At 64.6% G+C, this 19,337-nt stretch carries 12 protein-coding genes, 2 tRNA genes and 2 pseudogenes; 8 read left to right on the top strand and 8 right to left on the bottom strand.

What is annotated here, in order from left to right; all coding sequences use genetic code 11:
* The first annotated feature begins 228 nt into the window (after positions 1-228).
* Positions 229-372, top strand: a complete 144-nt coding sequence (locus tag BcFMB_RS09475) for a TipAS antibiotic-recognition domain-containing protein (protein ID WP_156097563.1) — start codon at positions 229-231, stop codon at positions 370-372.
* A 20-nt stretch (positions 373-392) separates the two neighbouring features.
* Here the strand turns inward: BcFMB_RS09475 and BcFMB_RS02555 are convergent, their stop codons facing one another.
* Positions 393-1,145, bottom strand: a complete 753-nt coding sequence (locus BcFMB_RS02555) for a M48 family metallopeptidase (RefSeq protein WP_024540143.1) — start codon at positions 1,143-1,145, stop codon at positions 393-395.
* Between the two features lie 424 nt (positions 1,146-1,569).
* On the opposite strand from BcFMB_RS02555, the gene BcFMB_RS02550 reads away from it, so the two are divergent.
* Together BcFMB_RS02550 and BcFMB_RS02545 are read left to right on the top strand one after the other, a co-directional pair.
* A tRNA-Ile gene (locus BcFMB_RS02550) sits at positions 1,570-1,643 on the top strand.
* 32 nt (positions 1,644-1,675) lie between these two features.
* A tRNA-Ala gene (locus tag BcFMB_RS02545) sits at positions 1,676-1,748 on the top strand.
* 625 nt (positions 1,749-2,373) lie between these two features.
* On the opposite strand, the gene BcFMB_RS02540 is transcribed toward BcFMB_RS02545, so the two are convergent.
* Both BcFMB_RS02540 and BcFMB_RS10035 read right to left on the bottom strand, forming a co-directional pair.
* Positions 2,374-3,510 (bottom strand): hypothetical protein, encoded by a 1,137-nt coding sequence (locus BcFMB_RS02540; protein ID WP_232513857.1) that lies wholly within the window; start codon positions 3,508-3,510, stop codon positions 2,374-2,376.
* A gap of 117 nt (positions 3,511-3,627) precedes the next feature.
* Positions 3,628-3,711 (bottom strand): annotated as a pseudogene (locus tag BcFMB_RS10035) (zinc ribbon domain-containing protein); the annotation flags it as partial.
* A 478-nt stretch (positions 3,712-4,189) separates the two neighbouring features.
* Between BcFMB_RS10035 and BcFMB_RS02535 the strand changes: the two are divergent.
* Positions 4,190-4,546: a DUF2207 domain-containing protein gene (locus BcFMB_RS02535; protein WP_024540145.1), complete on the top strand. Its 357-nt coding sequence runs from the start codon at positions 4,190-4,192 to the stop codon at positions 4,544-4,546.
* Between the two features lie 9 nt (positions 4,547-4,555).
* Positions 4,556-6,415 carry a DUF2207 domain-containing protein gene (locus tag BcFMB_RS02530; protein ID WP_157775035.1) on the top strand — a complete coding sequence of 620 codons (1,860 nt, stop codon included), beginning with the start codon at positions 4,556-4,558 and terminating at the stop codon, positions 6,413-6,415.
* A gap of 104 nt (positions 6,416-6,519) precedes the next feature.
* On the opposite strand, the gene mscL is transcribed toward BcFMB_RS02530, so the two are convergent.
* Both mscL and BcFMB_RS02520 read right to left on the bottom strand, forming a co-directional pair.
* Positions 6,520-6,996: a large conductance mechanosensitive channel protein MscL gene (mscL, locus tag BcFMB_RS02525; RefSeq protein ID WP_024540148.1), complete on the bottom strand. Its 477-nt coding sequence runs from the start codon at positions 6,994-6,996 to the stop codon at positions 6,520-6,522.
* Positions 6,997-7,298: 302 nt separating this feature from the next.
* Entirely contained in the window at positions 7,299-10,424 is a 3,126-nt protein-coding gene (locus BcFMB_RS02520) for a glycosyl hydrolase (protein ID WP_232513856.1), read from the bottom strand.
* 415 nt (positions 10,425-10,839) lie between these two features.
* On the opposite strand from BcFMB_RS02520, the gene BcFMB_RS02515 reads away from it, so the two are divergent.
* From BcFMB_RS02515 to trhA, 3 genes are all read left to right on the top strand, one after another.
* Positions 10,840-12,045 carry an MFS transporter gene (locus tag BcFMB_RS02515; RefSeq protein ID WP_099720954.1) on the top strand — a complete coding sequence of 402 codons (1,206 nt, stop codon included), beginning with the start codon at positions 10,840-10,842 and terminating at the stop codon, positions 12,043-12,045.
* A gap of 164 nt (positions 12,046-12,209) precedes the next feature.
* On the top strand, positions 12,210-13,556 hold the full coding sequence (gene gdhA / locus BcFMB_RS02510; protein ID WP_024540151.1) for an NADP-specific glutamate dehydrogenase: 1,347 nt from the start codon (positions 12,210-12,212) through the stop codon (positions 13,554-13,556).
* 112 nt (positions 13,557-13,668) lie between these two features.
* Positions 13,669-14,514, top strand: coding sequence for a PAQR family membrane homeostasis protein TrhA (gene trhA, locus BcFMB_RS02505; RefSeq protein ID WP_232513855.1), 846 nt, complete (start codon positions 13,669-13,671; stop codon positions 14,512-14,514).
* 549 nt (positions 14,515-15,063) lie between these two features.
* Here trhA and BcFMB_RS09790 read toward each other — a convergent pair.
* From BcFMB_RS09790 to gyrA, 3 genes and pseudogenes are all read right to left on the bottom strand, one after another.
* Positions 15,064-15,438 (bottom strand): annotated as a pseudogene (locus tag BcFMB_RS09790) (VanZ family protein); the annotation flags it as partial.
* Between the two features lie 483 nt (positions 15,439-15,921).
* On the bottom strand, positions 15,922-16,407 hold the full coding sequence (locus BcFMB_RS02495) for a DUF3566 domain-containing protein (RefSeq protein ID WP_232513903.1): 486 nt from the start codon (positions 16,405-16,407) through the stop codon (positions 15,922-15,924).
* A gap of 148 nt (positions 16,408-16,555) precedes the next feature.
* Complete coding sequence (gyrA, locus tag BcFMB_RS02490) at positions 16,556-19,297, bottom strand: DNA gyrase subunit A (RefSeq protein ID WP_024540155.1); 2,742 nt, start codon at positions 19,295-19,297, stop codon at positions 16,556-16,558.
* Positions 19,298-19,337 lie beyond the last annotated feature (40 nt).

Here is a 19,337-nt window from a genome sequence, read left to right as displayed (position 1 = left end):
TTTCGTATGCTCATGTCGTATGCTCACGGCCGACCGATGGCCGAATGGCTGTATTATCAGCCGTTGTGCGGCACATGAGCAACCCCTCACGCCCTCAGCTGACCGTGCGTAGACGACCGCGACTCGACACCGCATCACAGCCACACTGTCATCCACACCGTCATTCACACTATCATGTGATAGTGATGTGACAGTGTGATGACAGTGTGATGACAGTGTGATGACAGCGTGGCCGATAGTGTGAACGACACCGCCGATCCGCGATTCCGCGCGCATTACGACGCCATCGAGCCCGGGCTCGCCGACTGGCTGCGCGCGATCATCGAAGCGCAAGCCGCCGCGGAATGCGTCGACGTCGAACACGCGCGCTGACAGTAGCGGCGGGCGGCGAGTCAGCGCTGCATCTGCGGCACTTCGAAGATCGTGCAGCGATTGAGTTCGCGGCGCAACTCCTTCCATTCGGGCAGCGCGTCGCTCATGCGCGCCTGGAAGGCGGCGCCGTGGCCGTGCTCCCACAGATGCGTCAGCTCATGGACGAGCACATATTCGAGGAACTTCGGATCCATCAATCCGAGTTGCAGATTCAGACGGATTCGCGACGTCTTCGGCGTGCACGAGCCCCAACGCGACGTCATCGCGCGCACGGTGATCTTCGACGGAGAACGGCCGATGATCGGCGTCCACTTCTCCAGCAGCGCGGGAATCTGCTGTTCGATCGAGCGCCGCGCCTTCTCGACATACTGCTCGTTCCACGTGAAACCAGCATCGGCATCGCTTGCCCCGGTCGCCTCACGCGCGACGGAGACCTCGGCTTCGGTGGCGGCGATCGACGACGACGGCACCGACGGATCGACGTTCACCGACGCGAAGGTGCGCGAGCGTGCGGCCGCCATCTTGCGCAGCGCATCATCGATCCACTCGCGGCGGTCGCGCACGAAATCGACGATCGTCTGTTCGGGCATGCGCGCCGGCGCGGTCACTTCGACGGCGCCGTACGGCGGCTTGATGCGCAGATACATGTTGCGGTTGTTTTTGCGCAGCACCATCACCTGCAGCCCGTCGACATTGAGCGTCTCGCGCGAAATCAGCGCACGCTGCGACGGCCGGGGGAACGAACGGGCACGGGGCATTCCACGGAAAGACATATGAGCATTATCAACGCGCATTCGGACATATGTTCGAATGCGCGTGGGTTGCAGAGAAGGTCATGGAGGCGGATTTCCGCACCGTTTTGCCACGTCTTTCGCGTCTTTTGCGTCTTTTGCGCCCCCTCCGCGCACCCCGCGCATCCCGCGCCCTTCCGCGCACCCCGCGCCTCACGAAGACGACGACGCCGTCAGTCCGCGAGAAGTCGACGCGACGCCTATCGTCTGCGCGATCTCTATCCACCGCCCGCGTGAATATGGAATGCACGATACCGCGGCACGACAACACAGCAGACCCAAGACGGCCATGATCCGGCGCAAAACGGCCTCATCGGCAACGACGACACGCCGAACGATGCTCAATTTGCGCAAGTACACACCGAAGTGTATTCTCTTTATCTGTTGCGTCTAGCGCAATCGAATCGGGCCCGTAGCTCAGGTGGTTAGAGCGCATCCCTGATAAGGATGAGGTCGGAGGTTCAAGTCCTCCCGGGCCCACGTGGGGAGCATTCTCACGTGTTCCCCCGTTCGGGGCTATAGCGCAGCTGGTAGCGCATCTGCTTTGCAAGCAGAGGGTCCCCGGTTCGAACCCGGGTAGCTCCACTCGTGTAACCGTTGAAAACATTGGGTTTTCGACGGTTTTTCTGTTTTCTGGCGCTGTTCAGAAACGGGCGGATGTGCGGATGCGATCGCGCTGAGATTGCGCTGAACAACGCCTGCGATTCCGGGCTTTCGCAGACTTCACCCACATACACGCCTCTTCAGGCATGCGAGCGCCACTATTGCACGAGTGTTGCACGCCAGCACCGTCCCGATCCGTCGACGGCCCCAACGAATCCGGACGCCAACAGACCCGTTTCCGTCCCAAACCATCGACGTCGCCGACAACCCCGGACGCGAAGAGCCTCATTTCCGTCCCAAACTGTCGATACCGTCGACGAATCCGGACGCCAACAGGCCCATTCCCGTCTCGGTTCATCGACCAGCCCGATGACCCCACCCGCTCCGTCCCGATCCGTCGAGACCACCGACAACCCCGGACGCAAACTGCCTCAGCTCCGTCCCGATCCGTCGAGACCACCGACAACCCCGGACGCAAACAGGCCCGTCTCCGTCCCGAACCGTCGACACCGCCGGCGAATCCGGACGCTAAGACGTCTGTTCCCGTCCTGAACCATCGCCCAGCCCGACAATCCCGGACGCAAACCGCACACCGACGGCGTCAACATCACCTGTCCGCGCCGCCGTGCGCATACGGGGCCGTCAATGTCGGCGCCGTCTCCTCCAGAATCGGGTCGCATGAGGCATGGTTGGTTTCCGGATATATGAGTTCAATCATGCTGATGGCCTTATCCCCGATGATCTCCCGCACATAATGCACGTCGCCGTCCTGTGCCCAGGTGGCGACCATGACGTCGCCTTTGATCAGACTGTAGCTGACGTCATATTCCCTTTTGTACGTCGCGAGCGTCTGCTGCGGCGTCGTATCCAGAGCATTGTGCATCGCGCTGACGGTGATGCGCATGTCCAGATCCTTATCCACGAACGTCTGACCGTCGCCGTTATCCGGTCCAGGCGTCACGATCGCGAAATCCTCGGGAATCTGCGCGCTGAATCCGTAGCGCACGTTGATGTACTCCCGCTTGCCGTTTTTCGGGTAGGACAGCCAATCGCCGTCGATGTTCTCGCCGTCGGCGCGCGCCGACGAAGTCGTTGATTCCTGATTTTCGTTCGTCCGCTGCGCCTTGCGCGCCTGCTCCTTGGCCTCCTGCTGCTCCTGCTTGTGCTTCGCCTCGGCGGCCGCATCTTCGGCGGCTTTCGCATCGGCTTTCTGCTGCGCTTTGCGCGACGATTGCACCGCCTCGGCCGCCTTGCCGACGGCCTGCGCATCCTCGCGCTGCGTGGCGGCGCGCGAACGCGCCTGCCGCGTCACATAGTCGAGCACATCCTTATGCGCATCCGCCGCACAGGTCAGGCCGCTTTTGTCGCCAGAAAACTGGTGATACCGATTGATTGCGTCCTTGAGTTCCTTGAGCGTATCCTCATCGGCCACATCATCGGCCGACAACGTCTCCAGTTGTTGCGCTTCGTCGACTTCCTTCTGCGACTCCTCGTACTGATCTTCGAGTGCCTGCACGGCGGCGGTGCAGGATTCGCGCGCCTGCGCCAGTTCCGATTGATGACGCCGATTCCAGATGAAGCCGCCGACTGCGCCGATGACGATGACGACAGCCACGACAATCGCCGTGATGATGATGGCCTTCTTGTGACCATGTGTTGGACCATGCACCTGGCGGTCGTCATGCGGTGGTTCGGACTGCGGCACCGGCGTCGGCACGTCCACGACCGGCGGCGCCGATGGCACAGATGGAGCGGACGGTGCAGGAGGCACCGATGACACGAAGGTCGCCGTCTCATCCATGGCGGACGTCATGCCCGTCGCGACCCGTGTCCGATCCGGCACCGGCGCAGCATCAAGCGGCATGCCGCAGTTCGGACAAACCGCCGCATCCTCTGAGACGTTCATCCCGCAATTCGGACATGATTGCCATGTTCCATCCGCCATCCGCTTCCCCCTCTGCCTCTGTTCGCCGTCACCTCACCGCGGCGACGGCCACCGTTCCTTTCCGCCAAATATACCGCCGTGCCATTTCGCCAAACGCCTACCGTCCCATCTGCAGATTCCGTCTCCGTCCCAATCCATCGGCACCGCCGACGAACCCGGACGCAAACAGCCCTATTCCCGTCCCGACCCATCGACCAGCACGACGAACCCACCCGCTACGTCCCGACCCATCGACGCCACCGACAACCCGGGACGCAAACAGCCCCATTTCCGTCCCGACCCATCGGCACCGTCGACGAATCCATCCGCATCCCACCCGCACCCCGCTCGCATCCCGCTCCAGCCGGCGCGAAATTCTCAGGAGATGGACTCGCCGCCCCTCACCGCTCCCCTCCTATGCCACAATCTTCATTATTTACCGCACACCGAACAAGCAGCGGCCGGCCATGCGCACCCAAGAAAGGCGCCGGCAACCATCATGAGCACTAGCACAGTCAGTTCATCCCGATCATGCAAACGCAATCTCCTGCTGGCCATCGTCACGACGGTCCTCACCGCACTCCTCTTCGGATTCGCCGGCACGATCATCCTCGCCGGCATCGCGAACAGCGGCCGCGACGCGCGCATGACCTATCGTTCGCTCGACTATGACGTGACCGTGGAGGATGACGGCAGCCTGCATATCGTCGAGACGGTCGACGTCAAGCTCGACAAGCAGAAGAAACGACAGCCGTGGCGCCAGATCTACCAACGCTACACGCTCGATTCCAACCAGCTGACCGGCATCAGCGGCATCTCGGTGGAGCAGCTCGACACCGGCGACATCTACGCGTAGGGCGACATCGTGCAGCCGAGGGACGTGCGTCGCGCGCACGGCTGGAACAGCGAGCACGCCGGCACCTGGTACATCGCGAACGTCGAGAAGCCGAAGTCGAAGCAGTCGCCGCTGACCGAATACACGTCGATCGCACCGACCGACAACGTGGCCGACCCGCACAAGCAGACGGTGGAGATCGGCTGGAACATCCCGGAGACGAAACATGCGTCGAGCATGCGCTTCCGCGTCGAGATGACCTTCGACAACGTCGCGACCTCCTACGACGACGTCACGAAGTTCCAGTGGGAGCCCGTCTCGAAGGACAATGCGGTGCCGATCGGCACGCTCACCTCGCGCGTGCACTATCCGCAGCCGCTCGACGACGGCGATTCGTGGGCGTGGCTGCATTTCGAAGGTCCCGACTCGTCGATCCACCGCATCGACGACGGCTTCGAATTCCGCGCGACCGACGTCCGTTCGCGCATGTACGTCGACTATCTGAGCATGACGGCGAACGATGTCACGCCGTATGTCATGCGCATGGCGGACACATCGACGAAGGACGCGACGATCGCCGCCGAACGGCAGACGCGCATCGACTGGGACGGCAGGCGCACGCGCGACGCACGGCTCACGCTCGTCGGCATCGGCGTCGGCGCCGCGCTGTGGCTCGTCTGCACCGTCATGGCGTATCTGCAGTGTGCGCGCATCCTGCGCGGCATCCGCTACCGTGGCCCGATCGAATACTGGCGCGGTGCGCCGGCGCTCAGTCCGGGCGCCGCGGCGCGGCTGTACAACATCGTCGTCGGCTACGGCAACGGCGAAGCGGCGACGTTGCCGGCGATGGCGGCCACATTGATGGCACTCGTCAATAAGCGCATCGTCGCCGTCTTCCCCGGCAGGATCAAGTTGTACGACGGCGAGAACGGGCAGCCGCCGATCGACCTGACGTCGGCGACGCCGTCGATGGCGATGGTGCGGCTCAACATGCTCGACGACGACCCGTGCCGCAAGGCGATGAAGCAGTGCACCTTCGTGCTGTTGCCCGCCGCCTTCGACCAACGCGACCCCGCCACGACGCGACTGTGCGCATCCGAACGCACGCTGCTCGACATCCTGCTGGAGATTGGCGAGCGCACCGGATCCAACGTCTTCGACACGAAGCAGATGAACAAGACGGTGCGTAAATGGAAGCAGGCGAGCAAACGTTTCCGGCAGTTCACGCAGACCTGCCGCGGCGAGCTGCAGCATGCGCATGTCGTGCGGGTGTCCGACCGCGCGCTGCATTGGTGGGACTTCGGCGCCATCGCGGCGCTGCTGTTCGTCTGCATCCTGCTGTGCTTCGGCGTCGGCGAGTTCGTGCTCACCGGCATCGTCGCCTGCACCGCGTTGGCGTTGACGCTGTTCCCGCTGATCCGCGCGCCGAAGTACACGCTCGATCCGCAGGGCGCGCAGATCGCCGGCCAGGTGGAGGGTCTGGCGCGTTATCTGCTCGACTTCAACCATTTCCAGGACCGTACGATGCTCGACGTGACGCTGTGGGGCGAATATCTGGTCTACGCGACGGCCTTCGGCATCTCGAAGGACGTCGTCGCGCAGTTCGCGAGCGCCGCCGCCGAACTGCAGGACGCCGCCTGGCTCGACGCGCACGCCGACGCGACGCCGGTGCTGTATTGGTCGATGTGCGCGGCGAGCGGAACCGGTTCAGTGTTCACGAACGATGGCGGCGCGAGCGTCGGCGGCGCGTCGTTCTTCGATTTCGGCTCGCAGATGGGTTCCAATTTTTCGTCAATGATGTCGGCGGCGTCCGGCGGCGGCTCATCGTCGGGCAGCGGCTTTGGCGGTGGCGGAGGCGGCGCCGGCGGCGGCTCGTTCGGCGGCCGCTGATTGTTTGCGCCCGATATGACAATGAGCAGGCGCCCGTGTATCGGGCGTCTGCTCATGTGATGCGGTCACGGAATGCGACCTGTGGAGGAATGCGGCCTGATTACTTATTTGGATGCCGGAGTCGCCGTGGCGGTGCCGTTCTGCTGTGCGGCGAGCGAGTCGCGGATCTCCTGCAGCAGGACGACGGTCTGTTCCTCGGGGCTCAGCTCCGGTTCCCCGGCGGCGACGTCCTCGTCCTTCTCGCCCTTGACCTTGGCCATCGCCTTCTCGCTCATGTCGCGCAGCTTGTTGATCGGCACGATGATGCAGAAGTAGACGGCGACGGCGATGATCAGGAAGTTGAGCAGCGCGTTGAGCACGGAGCCGAAGGAGATGACCGAATTCTGGCCGGCCCAGTTGGTGATCGTCCAGTTCCAGGTCTTGCTCAGGTCCGGCTTGCCGAAAATCGCCGCGACGAGCGGATTGATGATGCTGTCGACGATCGCATTGACGACACTGGTGACGGCGGCGCCCATGACGACGCCGACCGCCATGTCGATCATATTGCCGCGCGCAATGAATTTCTTGAATCCGTCCAACATGATGCTGTCTCCTTTTTCAGTGTTTCGACGGGCGAAGCGGCCATCCGTCACCGTTCCGCCGCTTCACGTCGCCGGAAAGGACGGCAATCGGCACAGTGACGACCACATATTGCCATAGTAAACGACTTGATTACCGGGACATGTCCGAATGCGGGCAATCGCCGCCGACGTTCCGCGCTGCGCGCAACAATGCCCGACCTATGCGGCCGCCGGCACAGCAGACCGGAAGACGGCGGATGACCATCATCGTCCGCCGTCTTCCGGTGCCATGCCGATTATGGTGCCGATCGTTGCGCTGTCGATTATTCGGCGCGGCGACGTGCCACGACGAGCGCGACCACGGCTACGACGACGGCAATCGTTGCGGCGATGACGACGGCGGCGATCGACGAGCCGGTGTTCGCCGTCTGCTGCGTCGACTCGTCGTCGTCCGTCCGCTGCGCGGCGTCCGTATCGGTCGACGGTTCTGCGGTCGACGGCTTGTCCCCAGTCGACGGCTTATCCGGGGTTGTCGGCTCGGTCGGCTCGGTCGGCTCGTCGATGGCGGCGAAGTCGATCGGGCAACTGGCCGGGTCGCCGGCGGCGATGTCGGCCGAATAGTCCGGCGTCTCCTCCGGTTCGGTCGGCTCGGCGGGCTCCTCCGGCTTCGTCTCCGGCTTCGTCTCCGGCTTCGGGTCGGCGGTGGCGTCGGAGGGGACGACCTTGAGGTCGTCGACGGCGAAGTTGACGGCCGGATCGTCGTTGTTCCAGGTGTTGCCGGCGATGACGACCTCCTTGATCGCCGCAAGGTCGTCGGCGGTCATCGTCTTGCCCTTGTTGGCGCCCTCCGGCCAGGTCTGCGTCAGCGACGGGTTGTCGACGAGGTCGATCTCGACGGTCTTCCAATCGGTGCCGTCCTCGGCGGCGAGCTTGTGGTCAACGTGGAAGTACTTGTCGTCGGCGGTGCCGATCTGGATCGCCATCGCGTTGTTCGAACCGTCATGCCTCAGGCGGAAGGTCAGCTTGCCCTGGCCGGTCCAGTTGCTGCGCGCCGGATCGTTCTGGATGAACGTGGCGACGTCAAGCCAGCCGCCGCTCGGATTGGCGTACTGCAGGTACTGGTTGCCGTCCTCGGCCTGCAGCGACAGCACGTCGGTGTGGTCGCGGTTGCCCCACGCGTCCTTCATCGCCGCCTCATCGGCATACACATCGAAATCGTCGAGCATGATCGGCTCGGCGTCCGACGGTTCGACGGGTTCGGGCACATACGGGTCGCGCGTGCCGACGAGCCTGATCGAATCGAAGACGATGTCGCCGGTGCGCGGACGTCCGGCGCCGTCATGCAGCTCGTTGTCGTTGTCGTTGACGTAGATCGCGAAGGAGCCGACCTTCGACAGCAGCTTCTGGTCGGGCGTCCTGCCGGCGTTGGCCGTGTCCCAGCTCGCGACGTTCCACACGCCCGGCTCGTCGAAGGGCAGGCTGATCGTCTGCGCGTCGGTGCCGTTGAGCGACGGATAGGCCTCGAAGGTGACGCCGCCCGCGTTCATCTGAATGACGAGCTTGTGGTCGGAGCCGTCCGGCTTGTAGAACATCTCGATGCCGGTGTATGCCGACCAGTCGCGCTTCGGGTCGAAGGAGCGCGCATAGCCGGTGTAGCCCGGGTTGGCGTTGTAATCGTAGTGCAGATTGACGGCGTTGCCGGCGTCGGCGCCCTGCGGGCTCGCGACGAGCGTGAAGAACGCGCTCTTGCCGTTGTTCGGCGCATAGACGCTGTTGAGCGCGTCGTCGTTGTCGTAGGTATCGAAATCATCGATGACGTTTTCGGGGACGACGGCGGCCTCGCCGAGCTTGATTGCGACGGCGCCGTCGGTGCCATCCGGTGACATGAGCCGCGTGCCGTCGGCGAACGTGATCTGCGGCGTCAGGCGCAGCGTGCCGACGGTGTCCGGAACGCCGGCCTTGTCAGGGTCGAGCGCGCCGGTCAGATAGCCGTTGCAGCTGTAGGTGAGCGGCACCGTCACGAATGCGCCGTCGGCGCCCCGGTAGTCGGTCACGACGCCATCGGAGATCGCGTACGGCGGCTTGTCGGTGTTGTCGAACCTGACGTTGCCGATGTTCGCGTCGTCGATCTTCACGCGGATGTCGATCGTGCGCGCGGCCACGCGGTCGCCGTTTACCGGCGTCACAATGCGCGCGCTGCCGGCGCGCGAAGCGGCGGCCGGCGCGTTCGTGTAGTCGACGTTCGCGGGGCTCGCCATCAGCTTGTCGGAGCTGTTCGCGAACTCGACGAACTCGGGTTCGGCGTCCTGACCCTTCCACGGCGTGTACGCCTGGAAGTTCGAGCCGGAGCCGCCGAAGTTCGCCCACGTCATCATGTAGGCGGTGTTCGGCGCGTCCTTCGTCAGCGCATCGCGCAGCTCGGAGAAGAATCGCTTGTCCTTCGTCGCCGTGTCCTTCTTGAAGCCGCGTTCGTCGCTGCGGCCGAACTCGGTGAACGCGACGATCTTGCCGCGCGCGGCGGCCTCGTCGTTGAGCATCGCCATGTCCTTGATGACCGGCGCGAGCCATGCGGAGGCGTCGTCCTTCGTGTTGTCGCGGTCATAGGTGTCGTAGCCGAGCACATCGACGTAGCCGTCGCCCGGATAGGTCTTCAGATAGGCGTTCGCGTCGCCGTCGAGCGTGCCGCCCGGCGAGTAGGCGTACAGGAGGTTGTGCACGCCCTTGACGTCGCGCAGATAGTTGACGATGTAGCGGAACAGCTCCTTGTATTCGTCGGCGGTCGCATGCGTCGCGCCCCACCAGAACCAGTTGCCGGTGTTCTCGTGCAGCGGACGGAAGATGATCGGGATCGCCGTGCCGTCGGCGCGCGTGGACTGTTCGGCGACAGCGGCGATGCCGTCGAGCATCGTGTTGAATCGGCCGGAATAGGCGCCGCCGGGCAGCAGGTCGGCGACGACGCGCGTCGTGTCGTCGTAGTTGCCGCCGGTCTTCGGGTTGCTCCAATGCGCGGACAACGTCACGATCGCGCCGAGCGCGTCGGCCTTCGTGATCTCGGCGGCGAGCGCCTGCGCGTTCGCGGCCTGGTCGGAGCCTTTGCCCGGCTTTTCGCGGCCTTCGAGGACGAGGCCGGCGTCCCATCCGAAGACGGCCGGGTATTTGCCGGTCATCTCATGGACGTCGCCGTCGGTGGCGGTCTCGCTGATGTGTTCGTCGGTGGCGTGCTGCTGTCCGAAGCGCACGTCGCCGGCCTTCGTGTCGCGCAGTTTCGCGAACAACGCGCGCGTCTCGGTCGTCGCGGCCGGGTCGGCGATGTTCACGGCGGCGCCGCCGGCTGCGGTCGCGCCGGCCGTTTCGGTCGCGAGCGCCGGTCCGGCGCATGCGAGCGTGCCGACCGCCGTCGCGGCCGCCGCGCACCAAGCGATCAACTTCTTCGTCAATGCTGTGCTCACTGGAATCCTTCCGATGCACGATTCGCCGCATCGACGTCTTACACGATTTCGGCGTGTGCATACTGTCTGTCTTGGTTCTTCGCTCGTGGGCGGCGCACTCTGCGTTGAGACCGCTCACGCGAGTTATCCTAACGGCTTAAACGTTTAAGTGCACGTCGGGGATTTTCAGTAACCGCCACCGAGGAATCGCGAGGAATCAACGGTTCGTCGTACTGAACAACCGCGGGTTCGCGTGTCCGATTACGGCGTTTCCTCGAGCGAATCGCCCATCGTCGGCGTGTCGGAACGATGGAGGGCGGCTCCGGCGCATCGCGAACAGCGCGGCCGGAGACGACGGCGCCGCGCCTACAATGGCGACGTCGTCCGCGAAGACACCAACATAACCGCGCGCATCGCATCATCGAGAGGAAGCACCATGGCCGCCAACGATCACAAGGAGCGCCTGATCACACGCGACGTGGCGCTCATCATGGCGGCGACGTTCTTCTTCATGACGGCGAGCATGATGGGCGGCCCGATCGTCGCCGGCTTCGCGCACACACTCGGTGCGAACGGCGCATTGATGGGATTCATCGCCGGCGCATTGTCGCTGGCCGCATTGTTCTGCCGGCCAATCGCCGGACGTCTGTCCGACCGCACGAGCAAACGCGTGCTCGCCGTCATCGGCGGCGCGCTGTATCTGATCACGAACGTCTGGTACGCGTACGCGTCGACCCCGGCGTCGCTGCTCGCCGCGCGCATCGTCAACGGCGTCGGCTTCGCCTGCATCTCCGTGTGCCTGTCCACATGGCTCGCGACGCTGCTGCCGCTGTCGCGCATGGGCGCGGGCATGGGACTGTACGGGACGATGAACGCGTTGGCGCAGGCCTTCGGCCCCGATCTGGGCATCCGCATCTCGAAGACGGTGAGCTACCGTGCGGCGTTCCTGACGGCGTCGGCGATGGCGGCGCTCGTCGTCGTCTGCGTGCTGTGCATCCGCGACGCCGGCCGTCCGTACGCCGCCGCACGCGGCGCGACGGCTTCCGCCGATGGCCATAAGCTGCGGCTGAGCGCGTTGTTCGAGCCGAAGGTGGTGCCGATCGCATTGATCTTCATGATGTTCGGCATCCCCTATTTCGCGAATCAGTCGTTCATCGTCGATTACGCCGCGCGCATGCATGTGCCGTTCGGCGTCTCCGTGTTCTTCCCGATCTACGCGCTCGTGCTGCTCACGATCCGCATCGTGCTGCGCAATTGGTTCGACACGAAGTCCTTCCCGTTCTTCCTGACGTTGTGCACGGTCTGCGACGTCGTGATGCTGCTGTCGCTCACCTGGCTGCGCAGCTTCTGGATGCTCGCGTTGGCGGCGGTCATGACGGCCGGCGGCTACGGGCTGATGAGTTCGGTCACGCAGGCGAAGGCCGTGCTCATCGCCGGCAAGGCGCGCAGCGGCATGGCGAACACGACCTATTACGCCGGCATCGACCTGGGCATGTTCCTCGGGCCGCTCATCGGCGGCTTCCTCTACGGCGGCGTCCCGATTGCATGGTTCTACCCGGCGCTGCTCGTCACGATGCCGATCGCCTGGGCGATCTACCTGCCGTTCCGCCACACGATCAACGGCGCGCAGGCGCAGTCGTGACCTCCGCGTCCGACTTCCCCACCGACCGCGACGACCGCGGACGCGACGATGAATGACGGCGTTGGCAAAATCACCTTCCAAAACATGAAACATGCTTGTGCGCGTGTTTTCGCTGTCTTTAGAATGATGCTGTTTTGTCCGTATCCGAATCAGAAAGAGGAACAATGCTCACCGATGAGTATGTGAAGCGCGTCTACGCCAAGGTCGAAGAACGCGACCCCGACCAGAAGGAGTTCCTGCAGGCCGTGCAGGAAGTGTTCGAGAGCATCGAGCCGGTCTTCGCGAAGCACCCGGAATATGAGGCGGCTGGCGTCCTGCAGCGCTTCGTCGAGCCGGAGCGCCTCGTCAAGTTCCGCGTGGCCTGGGTCGACGACAACGGCGACGTCCAGGTCAACCGCGGCTACCGCGTCCAGTTCAACTCGGCGATCGGCCCGTACAAGGGCGGCCTGCGCTTCCACCCGACCGTCACCGAGAGCGTCATCAAGTTCCTCGGTTTCGAGCAGATCCTGAAGAACTCGCTGACCGGCCTGCCGATGGGCGGAGGCAAGGGCGGCGCGGACTTCGACCCGAAGGGCCGTTCCGACGCCGAGGTCATGCGTTTCTGCCAGGCCTTCATGACCGAGCTGCAGCGCCACATCGGCCAGTTCACCGATGTGCCGGCCGGCGACATCAACGTCGGCGCCCGTGAGGTCGGTTACCTCTTCGGCCAGTACAAGCGCCTGCGCAACGAGTTCACCGGCGTGCTCACCGGCAAGGGCCTCGAGTTCGGCGGCTCGCTCGCCCGCACCGAAGCGACCGGCTACGGCCTGTGCTACTACACGCAGGAGGCGCTGCGCGTGCTGCGCAACGATTCCTTCGAAGGCAAGACCGTCGCCGTCTCCGGCTCCGGCAACGTCGCGATCTTCGCGATCGAGAAGGCCACCGAGCTCGGCGCGAAGGTCGTCACCTGCTCCGATTCGAACGGCTACATCTACGATCCGAAGGGCATCGACCTCGACGTCGTCAAGGACATCAAGCTCGGCCACCGCGGCCGCATCAAGGAATACGCGGACCGCGTCGCCGGCTCCGAGTACCACGAGGGCTGCAGCGGCGTCTGGACCGTCAAATGCGACATCGCGCTGCCGTGCGCGACGCAGAACGAGATCGACGGCACGTCCGCGCAGACGCTCGTCGACAACGGCTGCACCGTCGTCTGCGAAGGCGCGAACATGCCGTCGACGCCGGACGCGATCGCCGTCTACCAGAAGAACCACATCCTCTACGGCCCTGCGAAGGCCTCGAACGCCGGCGGCGTCGCCGTCTCCGGCCTTGAGATGAGCCAGAACTCGTACCGTCTGTCGTGGACCTTCGAGGAGGTCGACAACCGCCTCAAGGACATTATGAAGAACATCGTGTCCGAGTCGCTCGACGCGGCGAAGGAATACGGCCATGAAGGCGACCTGATGTTCGGCGCGAACATCGCCGGCTTCGTCAAGGTCGCCGACGCGATGGTCGCCCAGGGCATCTTCTAAGCCCACCCGGGCGCACGTCGCCCTCACGCGCGAACCACCCGGATGCGCGGCCGTTCCCCGTCAGAGGAACGGCCGCGCATTTTTTCTGACGCACGCCCCTATGCTAGGAGACATGGTCGGCGAGAACAGCAGAAAACGGAAGAATCAGGTGCGTGCGGTGTCCCAGAGCCACCGCCCCATCTACAACATTCCGCGTTCGGAGGATGAGGAGCCGCGCAGGCCGAAGAAGGCGGTCACGGCGAAGAAGCTCAACGAGCAGAAGCGGCGCACCGCGAGGTTCCGCGAATGGCGCGAGCGCCGGCAGATCCTGCGCGAGAAGCCGAAGCTGCGCGGATGGCTGCATCTGATCGCCTTCCCGTTCTCAATCGCGACGTCGGTCATACTCATCTGTCTGGCGCCCGCCGGCTGGATGAAGGTCGGCATCAGCATCTACGGCGCCTCGGTGATGCTGCTGTTCGGCGTCAGCGCCACGCTGCATCTGGGCCACGGGTACTTCCCGAAGCTCGTCGACACGGTGCTGTGCCGCATCGACTATTCGAACATCTTCCTCGTGATCGCCGGCACCTGCACGCCGTTCCTGTTCGCGCTCAACAACAAGCCGATCTGCTGGACCTATATGGGCATCCTGTGGGTGACGGCGGCCGTCGGCACCGTCGTCCATCTGCTGTATCCGGCCGGCCTCGACTGGCTGTTCACGATCATCTACTGCATTCTGGGACTGTCGCCGCTGTCGATCATCTACTTCTTCTGGACGTCACCGTTCATCGGGCCCGTGCCGACAATCCTCGTCATCTGCGGCGGCGCCTGCTACATCGTCGGCGCCGTATTCTTCGCGCTGCGCAAGCCCAATCCGTTCCCGCGGTGGTTCGGCTACCATGAGCTGTTCCATCTGGGCACGATCGGCGGCTACGTGTGCCATGTCATCGCACTGTTCATGGTCGTGCTGCAGATGCGCTGACGGCGCAGAAGACGCCGTCGGGTCGCCGGGCACCAGATCCCACGGCATCCGGTGCATGAAGATCCACCAGACGACGAGTGCGGCCGTCAGATACCAGAACCAGCGGTTGGCGCCGGTGTTGAGCAGCACGTACCAGGCGCCGAGCACAAGCGTGCGCACCGTGTAGAGCAGGACGCGGCGCCAGCCGGTGCGCGGCGACGTCTCGATCGTCATGCGCGTGTAGGCGCCGCCAAGCGTGCGGCCGTCATGCCTCCATGGACGCCACACTTCGAAGATCAGGAACAGGATGCCGGCGAGGATGCCGGGCACCCAATGCACGCTGTCGGTCGAGATGAGCAATGCGCCGATGGCGTAGTGCGTGTCGTCGAACGCGACCGCGCATTTGTAGAACACATAGACGAGCAGCAGCACGAGCGCGTACAGGATGACGTCCATGATGATGACGTCGATCGCGAGCGCGACGAAACGGTGCACGAATCCGGGATGCGTGTTGACGCTGGCGGCCTGTTTCGCGCGTTTCGGCACGAGCTTCGTGTAGAGGGCGGCGAGGCCGTAGCCGAGCATCGCGCCGATCGTGTTCGTCAGCATGTCGTCGACGTCGAAGTAGCGGTAGGCGCAGGGGTAGAGCCCCCAGATGCCGGTGAGCTGTGTCGTTTCGATGAAGATCGAACAGGCGAGGCCGGTGCCGGCGGTCTGCCAGAACCTCCAGCCGGCCCAGCGGCCGAGCATGAAGCCGAGCGGCAGGAACAGCACGACGTTCATGACGAGCTGCAGCACGCCGGACAGGCCGCTCTGCGCGTCCTGGATGAAGCGCAGCAGGTCGAGCTGCGGCCCCAGATGGTGGGTGCGGCAGTAGGCGGTCGGATCGTCGGGCATCGGGTACATCGTGAACGCGAGCAGGCCGAGCGCGTAGAGCACGGCCATGTAGGCGGTGAAGGCGCTCATGAAGCTCAGCCGATGGTTGCGGTGGTAGATGACCGCAACGATCGGCAGCGTCAGCAGGAACGACACGAACGGCCACAGCATGGCGGCGAGCATGAACGACTGGCTGAAATACCCGAGATATCTGAACACGGTCACGAGTTTACCGGCCGCCGCGACGGTGCAGCATGGTCCGGATGGATGATTTTCCGTCCGGCCGCGAACGCGGCCCCCGCGATCTGCACTGCCGGCAATCGCAACGACGACGCTCCGCGAACACGAACGTTGCGATCCGCACCTGTCATGATCGCTTGGGCATACGTCCGCGAACACGCCGGGTGCGATACGCGGCGGTCACGTTCGCGAGGGCGCGCGTTTGCGAACATGACGGGGTCGTTCCGCACCCGAAACGGTCGCAACGGATGCAAAAAGGCGGCCTGCGGACGAACCATCGTCCGCAGGCCGCCTTCGCAGCGAATATCGGGATCAGTCGTCGCCGAGCGTCACATGGACGCCGCCGACGAGCGAGCAGACGACGTTGTACAGCAGCGCGAAGATCGTGACGAGGATCGTGACGAGCACGATCTCGACAATCGAGAAGATCGTGACGCCGCTGAGGATCGTCGGCAGCGAGAAGACGTTCGCCAGATTGATGCCGCCCGCGTCAAGGCCGGCGGACGAGACGATCTGCGTGACCTGGTCGAAGACGCCGACGACCTTGAGCAGCGACCACAGCAGCGCGACGGCGATGATCTGGATGAGCGCGCCGGCGATCGACAGCATGAATGTGACCTTCGCGACCGACCAGGCGTCCAGATGCGTCAGCGACAGCTTCATGCGGCGTGCGCCTGGCTTCTTGCGACGCTTGATCGGGCGGACCGGCTTGTTCTCCTCAGGACGGTCCTTGTCCGCGATCAGCGGAGTGTTCGAGGCGGAACGCGCGACGCGCGGCGCATGCCTGTCCTGCGTCATCGAAGCGGTCGTATGCTCCAGTGGATTGGCCTCGCGGGGGTCGCTCATGCTCTGCTCCTTGAAATGCTCATGGCTTTGAGGTCGAGATTACCAACGTTCGGGGACGTGCGACGGCCCTATGCAACGGCCGCACGTCCCCGAACATCGGTCATTCGGCGTCGTCCTCGTCGGTGCGTTCGATCGCCGCCGAATCCTCCTCGATGACCGGCGTCGGCTGGTCGCCGTCGGCGCGGGCCTCGAAGACCGGTTCGCCTTCCGCCGGCTGCACGCTCGTGCTGCCGGTCGCGGAATCGGTCGTGACGGTGTCGCCGTCGGCGTCGTCCTCGGTCTCGGCGTTGCGCGCGATCGAGACGATCTCGTCGTCCTTGTCGGGCTTCGCGAAGGTGACGCCCTGCGTCGTGCGGCCGGTGCGCTTGACCTCGCTGACGTCCGAACGGATGACCTTGCCGGACTTCATGATCGCCATGATCTGGTCCTCCTCGGACACGACGAGCGCGCCGACGAGGAAACCGCGGCCCTCGACGAGCTGCACGGCCTTGACGCCGTAGCCGTTGCGGCCCTGGAGACGGTATTCGCTCAGCTGCGTGCGCTTCGCGAAGCCTTCGTTCGTGACGACGAAGAGGTCCTTGTCGGTGTCGCCCCAGACGACGTCCATCGCGAGCAGCTCGTCATCGGCGCGGAACTTCATGCCCTGCACGCCGGCGGTCTGGCGGCCCATCGGGCGCAGCTGCTCGTCGTCGGCGCGGAACTTGAGGCTCATGCCGTGCTTCGAGACGAGGATGATGTCGTCCTCGGCGTTGCACAGGTTCGCGCCGATCAGCTCGTCGGTCGTCTCGCCATCCTCGCTCTGCATCAGGCGCACGGCGATGAGGCCGCCCTGACGCGGCGAATCGTATTCGGACAGGCGCGTCTTCTTGACCTTGCCGGAGCGCGTCGCGAGCACGAGGTACTTCGCGACCTCATAGTTCGGGATCGACAGCACGGTCTGGATCTGCTCGTCGGGTTCGAACTGCAGCAGGTTCGCGACGTGCTGGCCCTTGGAGTCGCGCGACCCCTCCGGCAGCTCATAGGCCTTGCAACGGTAGACGCGCCCCTTGTTCGTGAAGAACAGCAGCCAGTTGTGCGTGCTCGTCAGGAAGAAGTGGTCGACGACGTCGTCCTCGCGCAGCTTGGCGCCCTTGACGCCCTTGCCGCCGCGGTGCTGGGCGCGGTACTCGTCGGCCTTCGTGCGCTTGATGAAGCCGGCGTGCGTCACGGTGACGACGACGTTCTCCTCGGCGATGAGGTCCTCGACGTTCATCTCGCCGGAGAACGGCAGGATCTTCGTGCGGCGGTCGTCGCCGTACTTCGCGACGATCTCGTCGAGCTCGTCGCCGACGATCTTGCGCTGGCGTTCCGGCTTCGCGAGGATGTCGGCGTAGTCGGCGATCTTGCGCATCAGCTCGTCGTGCTCGTCGAGGATCTTCTGGCGTTCGAGCGCGGCGAGGCGGCGCAGCTGCATCGCGAGGATCGCATCGGCCTGCACGTCGTCGACGTCGAGCAGGTTCATCAGGCCGGTGCGCGCGACCTCGACGGTCGCCGACGAACGGATCAGATGGATTACCTCGTCGATCATGTCGAGGGCCTTGAGATAGCCCTGCAGGATGTGGTCGCGTTCCTCGGCCTCGCGCTTGAGGTAGGCGGTGCGGCGCGCGATGACGTCGAGCTGGTGGTCGACCCAGTGGCGGATGAACGCGTCGAGGCTCAGCGTGCGCGGCACGCCGTCGACGAGCGCGAGCATGTTCGCGCCGAAGGTCTGCTGCAGCTGCGAATGCTTGTACAGGTTGTTGAGCACGACCTTCGGGACGGCGTCGCGCTTGAGCACGAGCACGAGACGCTGGCCGGTGCGTCCCGAGGTCTCGTCGCGCATGTCGGCGATGCCCTGGATCTTGCCGTCGCGCACGGCCTCGCGGATCGAGACGACGAGACGGTCCGGGTTGACCTGGTACGGCAGCTCGGTGACGACGAGGCACATGCGGCCGTGGATCTCCTCGGTGTTGACGACGGCGCGCATCGTGATCAGACCGCGGCCGGTGCGGTAGGCCTGTTCGATGCCCTTGTGGCCGAGGATCGTCGCGCCGGTCGGGAAGTCCGGTCCCTTGATGCGGGCGATGAGCGCGTCGAGCAGCTCCTCGCGCGTCGCCTCGGGATGGTCGAGCGCCCAGTGGACGCCGTCGGCGACCTCGCGCATGTTATGCGGGGGGATGTTCGTCGCCATGCCGACGGCGATGCCGGAGGAGCCGTTGACGAGCAGGTTCGGGAAGCGTGCCGGCAGCACGGTCGGCTCCTGCGTCTTGCCGTCGTAGTTCGGCACGAAGTCGACGGTGTCCTTGTCGATGTCGCGCACCATCTCCATCGCGAGCGGCGCCATGCGGCATTCGGTGTAACGCATCGCGGCGGCCGGGTCGTCGCCGGGGGAGCCGAAGTTGCCCTGACCGTCGACGAGCAGATAGCGCATCGACCACGACTGCGCCATGCGCACGAGCGTGTCGTAGATCGCCGAATCGCCGTGCGGATGGTACTTGCCCATGACGTCGCCGACGACGCGCGAGCACTTGTTGTAGCCGCGGTCGGGGCGGTAGCCGCCGTCGTACATCGCGTAGACGACGCGGCGATGCACCGGCTTCATGCCGTCGCGCACGTCGGGCAGCGCGCGCTCCACGATGACGGAGAGCGCGTAGGAGAGGTACGACTGGCGCATCTCCTCCTGCAGGTCGACCGGCTGCACGCGCGTGCCGACCATCAGGCCGTAATCGGTGTTGTCCGCTTCCTGCGGACTGAGCGGCTCCATCGAGCCGGAGAGATTGCTGAGCTCGTCGTCCGAGCCGTTGTTGGTGGGTTCGTCTGCCACTTTGCTTCCTTTGCCTTCGCCGCGTCTGGGCGGTCACGTC

It is taken from the genome of Bifidobacterium choerinum, assembly GCF_002761235.1.
Taxonomy (GTDB): Bacteria; Actinomycetota; Actinomycetes; order Actinomycetales; family Bifidobacteriaceae; genus Bifidobacterium; species Bifidobacterium choerinum.
This window is presented reverse-complemented; position numbering and strand designations above follow the sequence as displayed.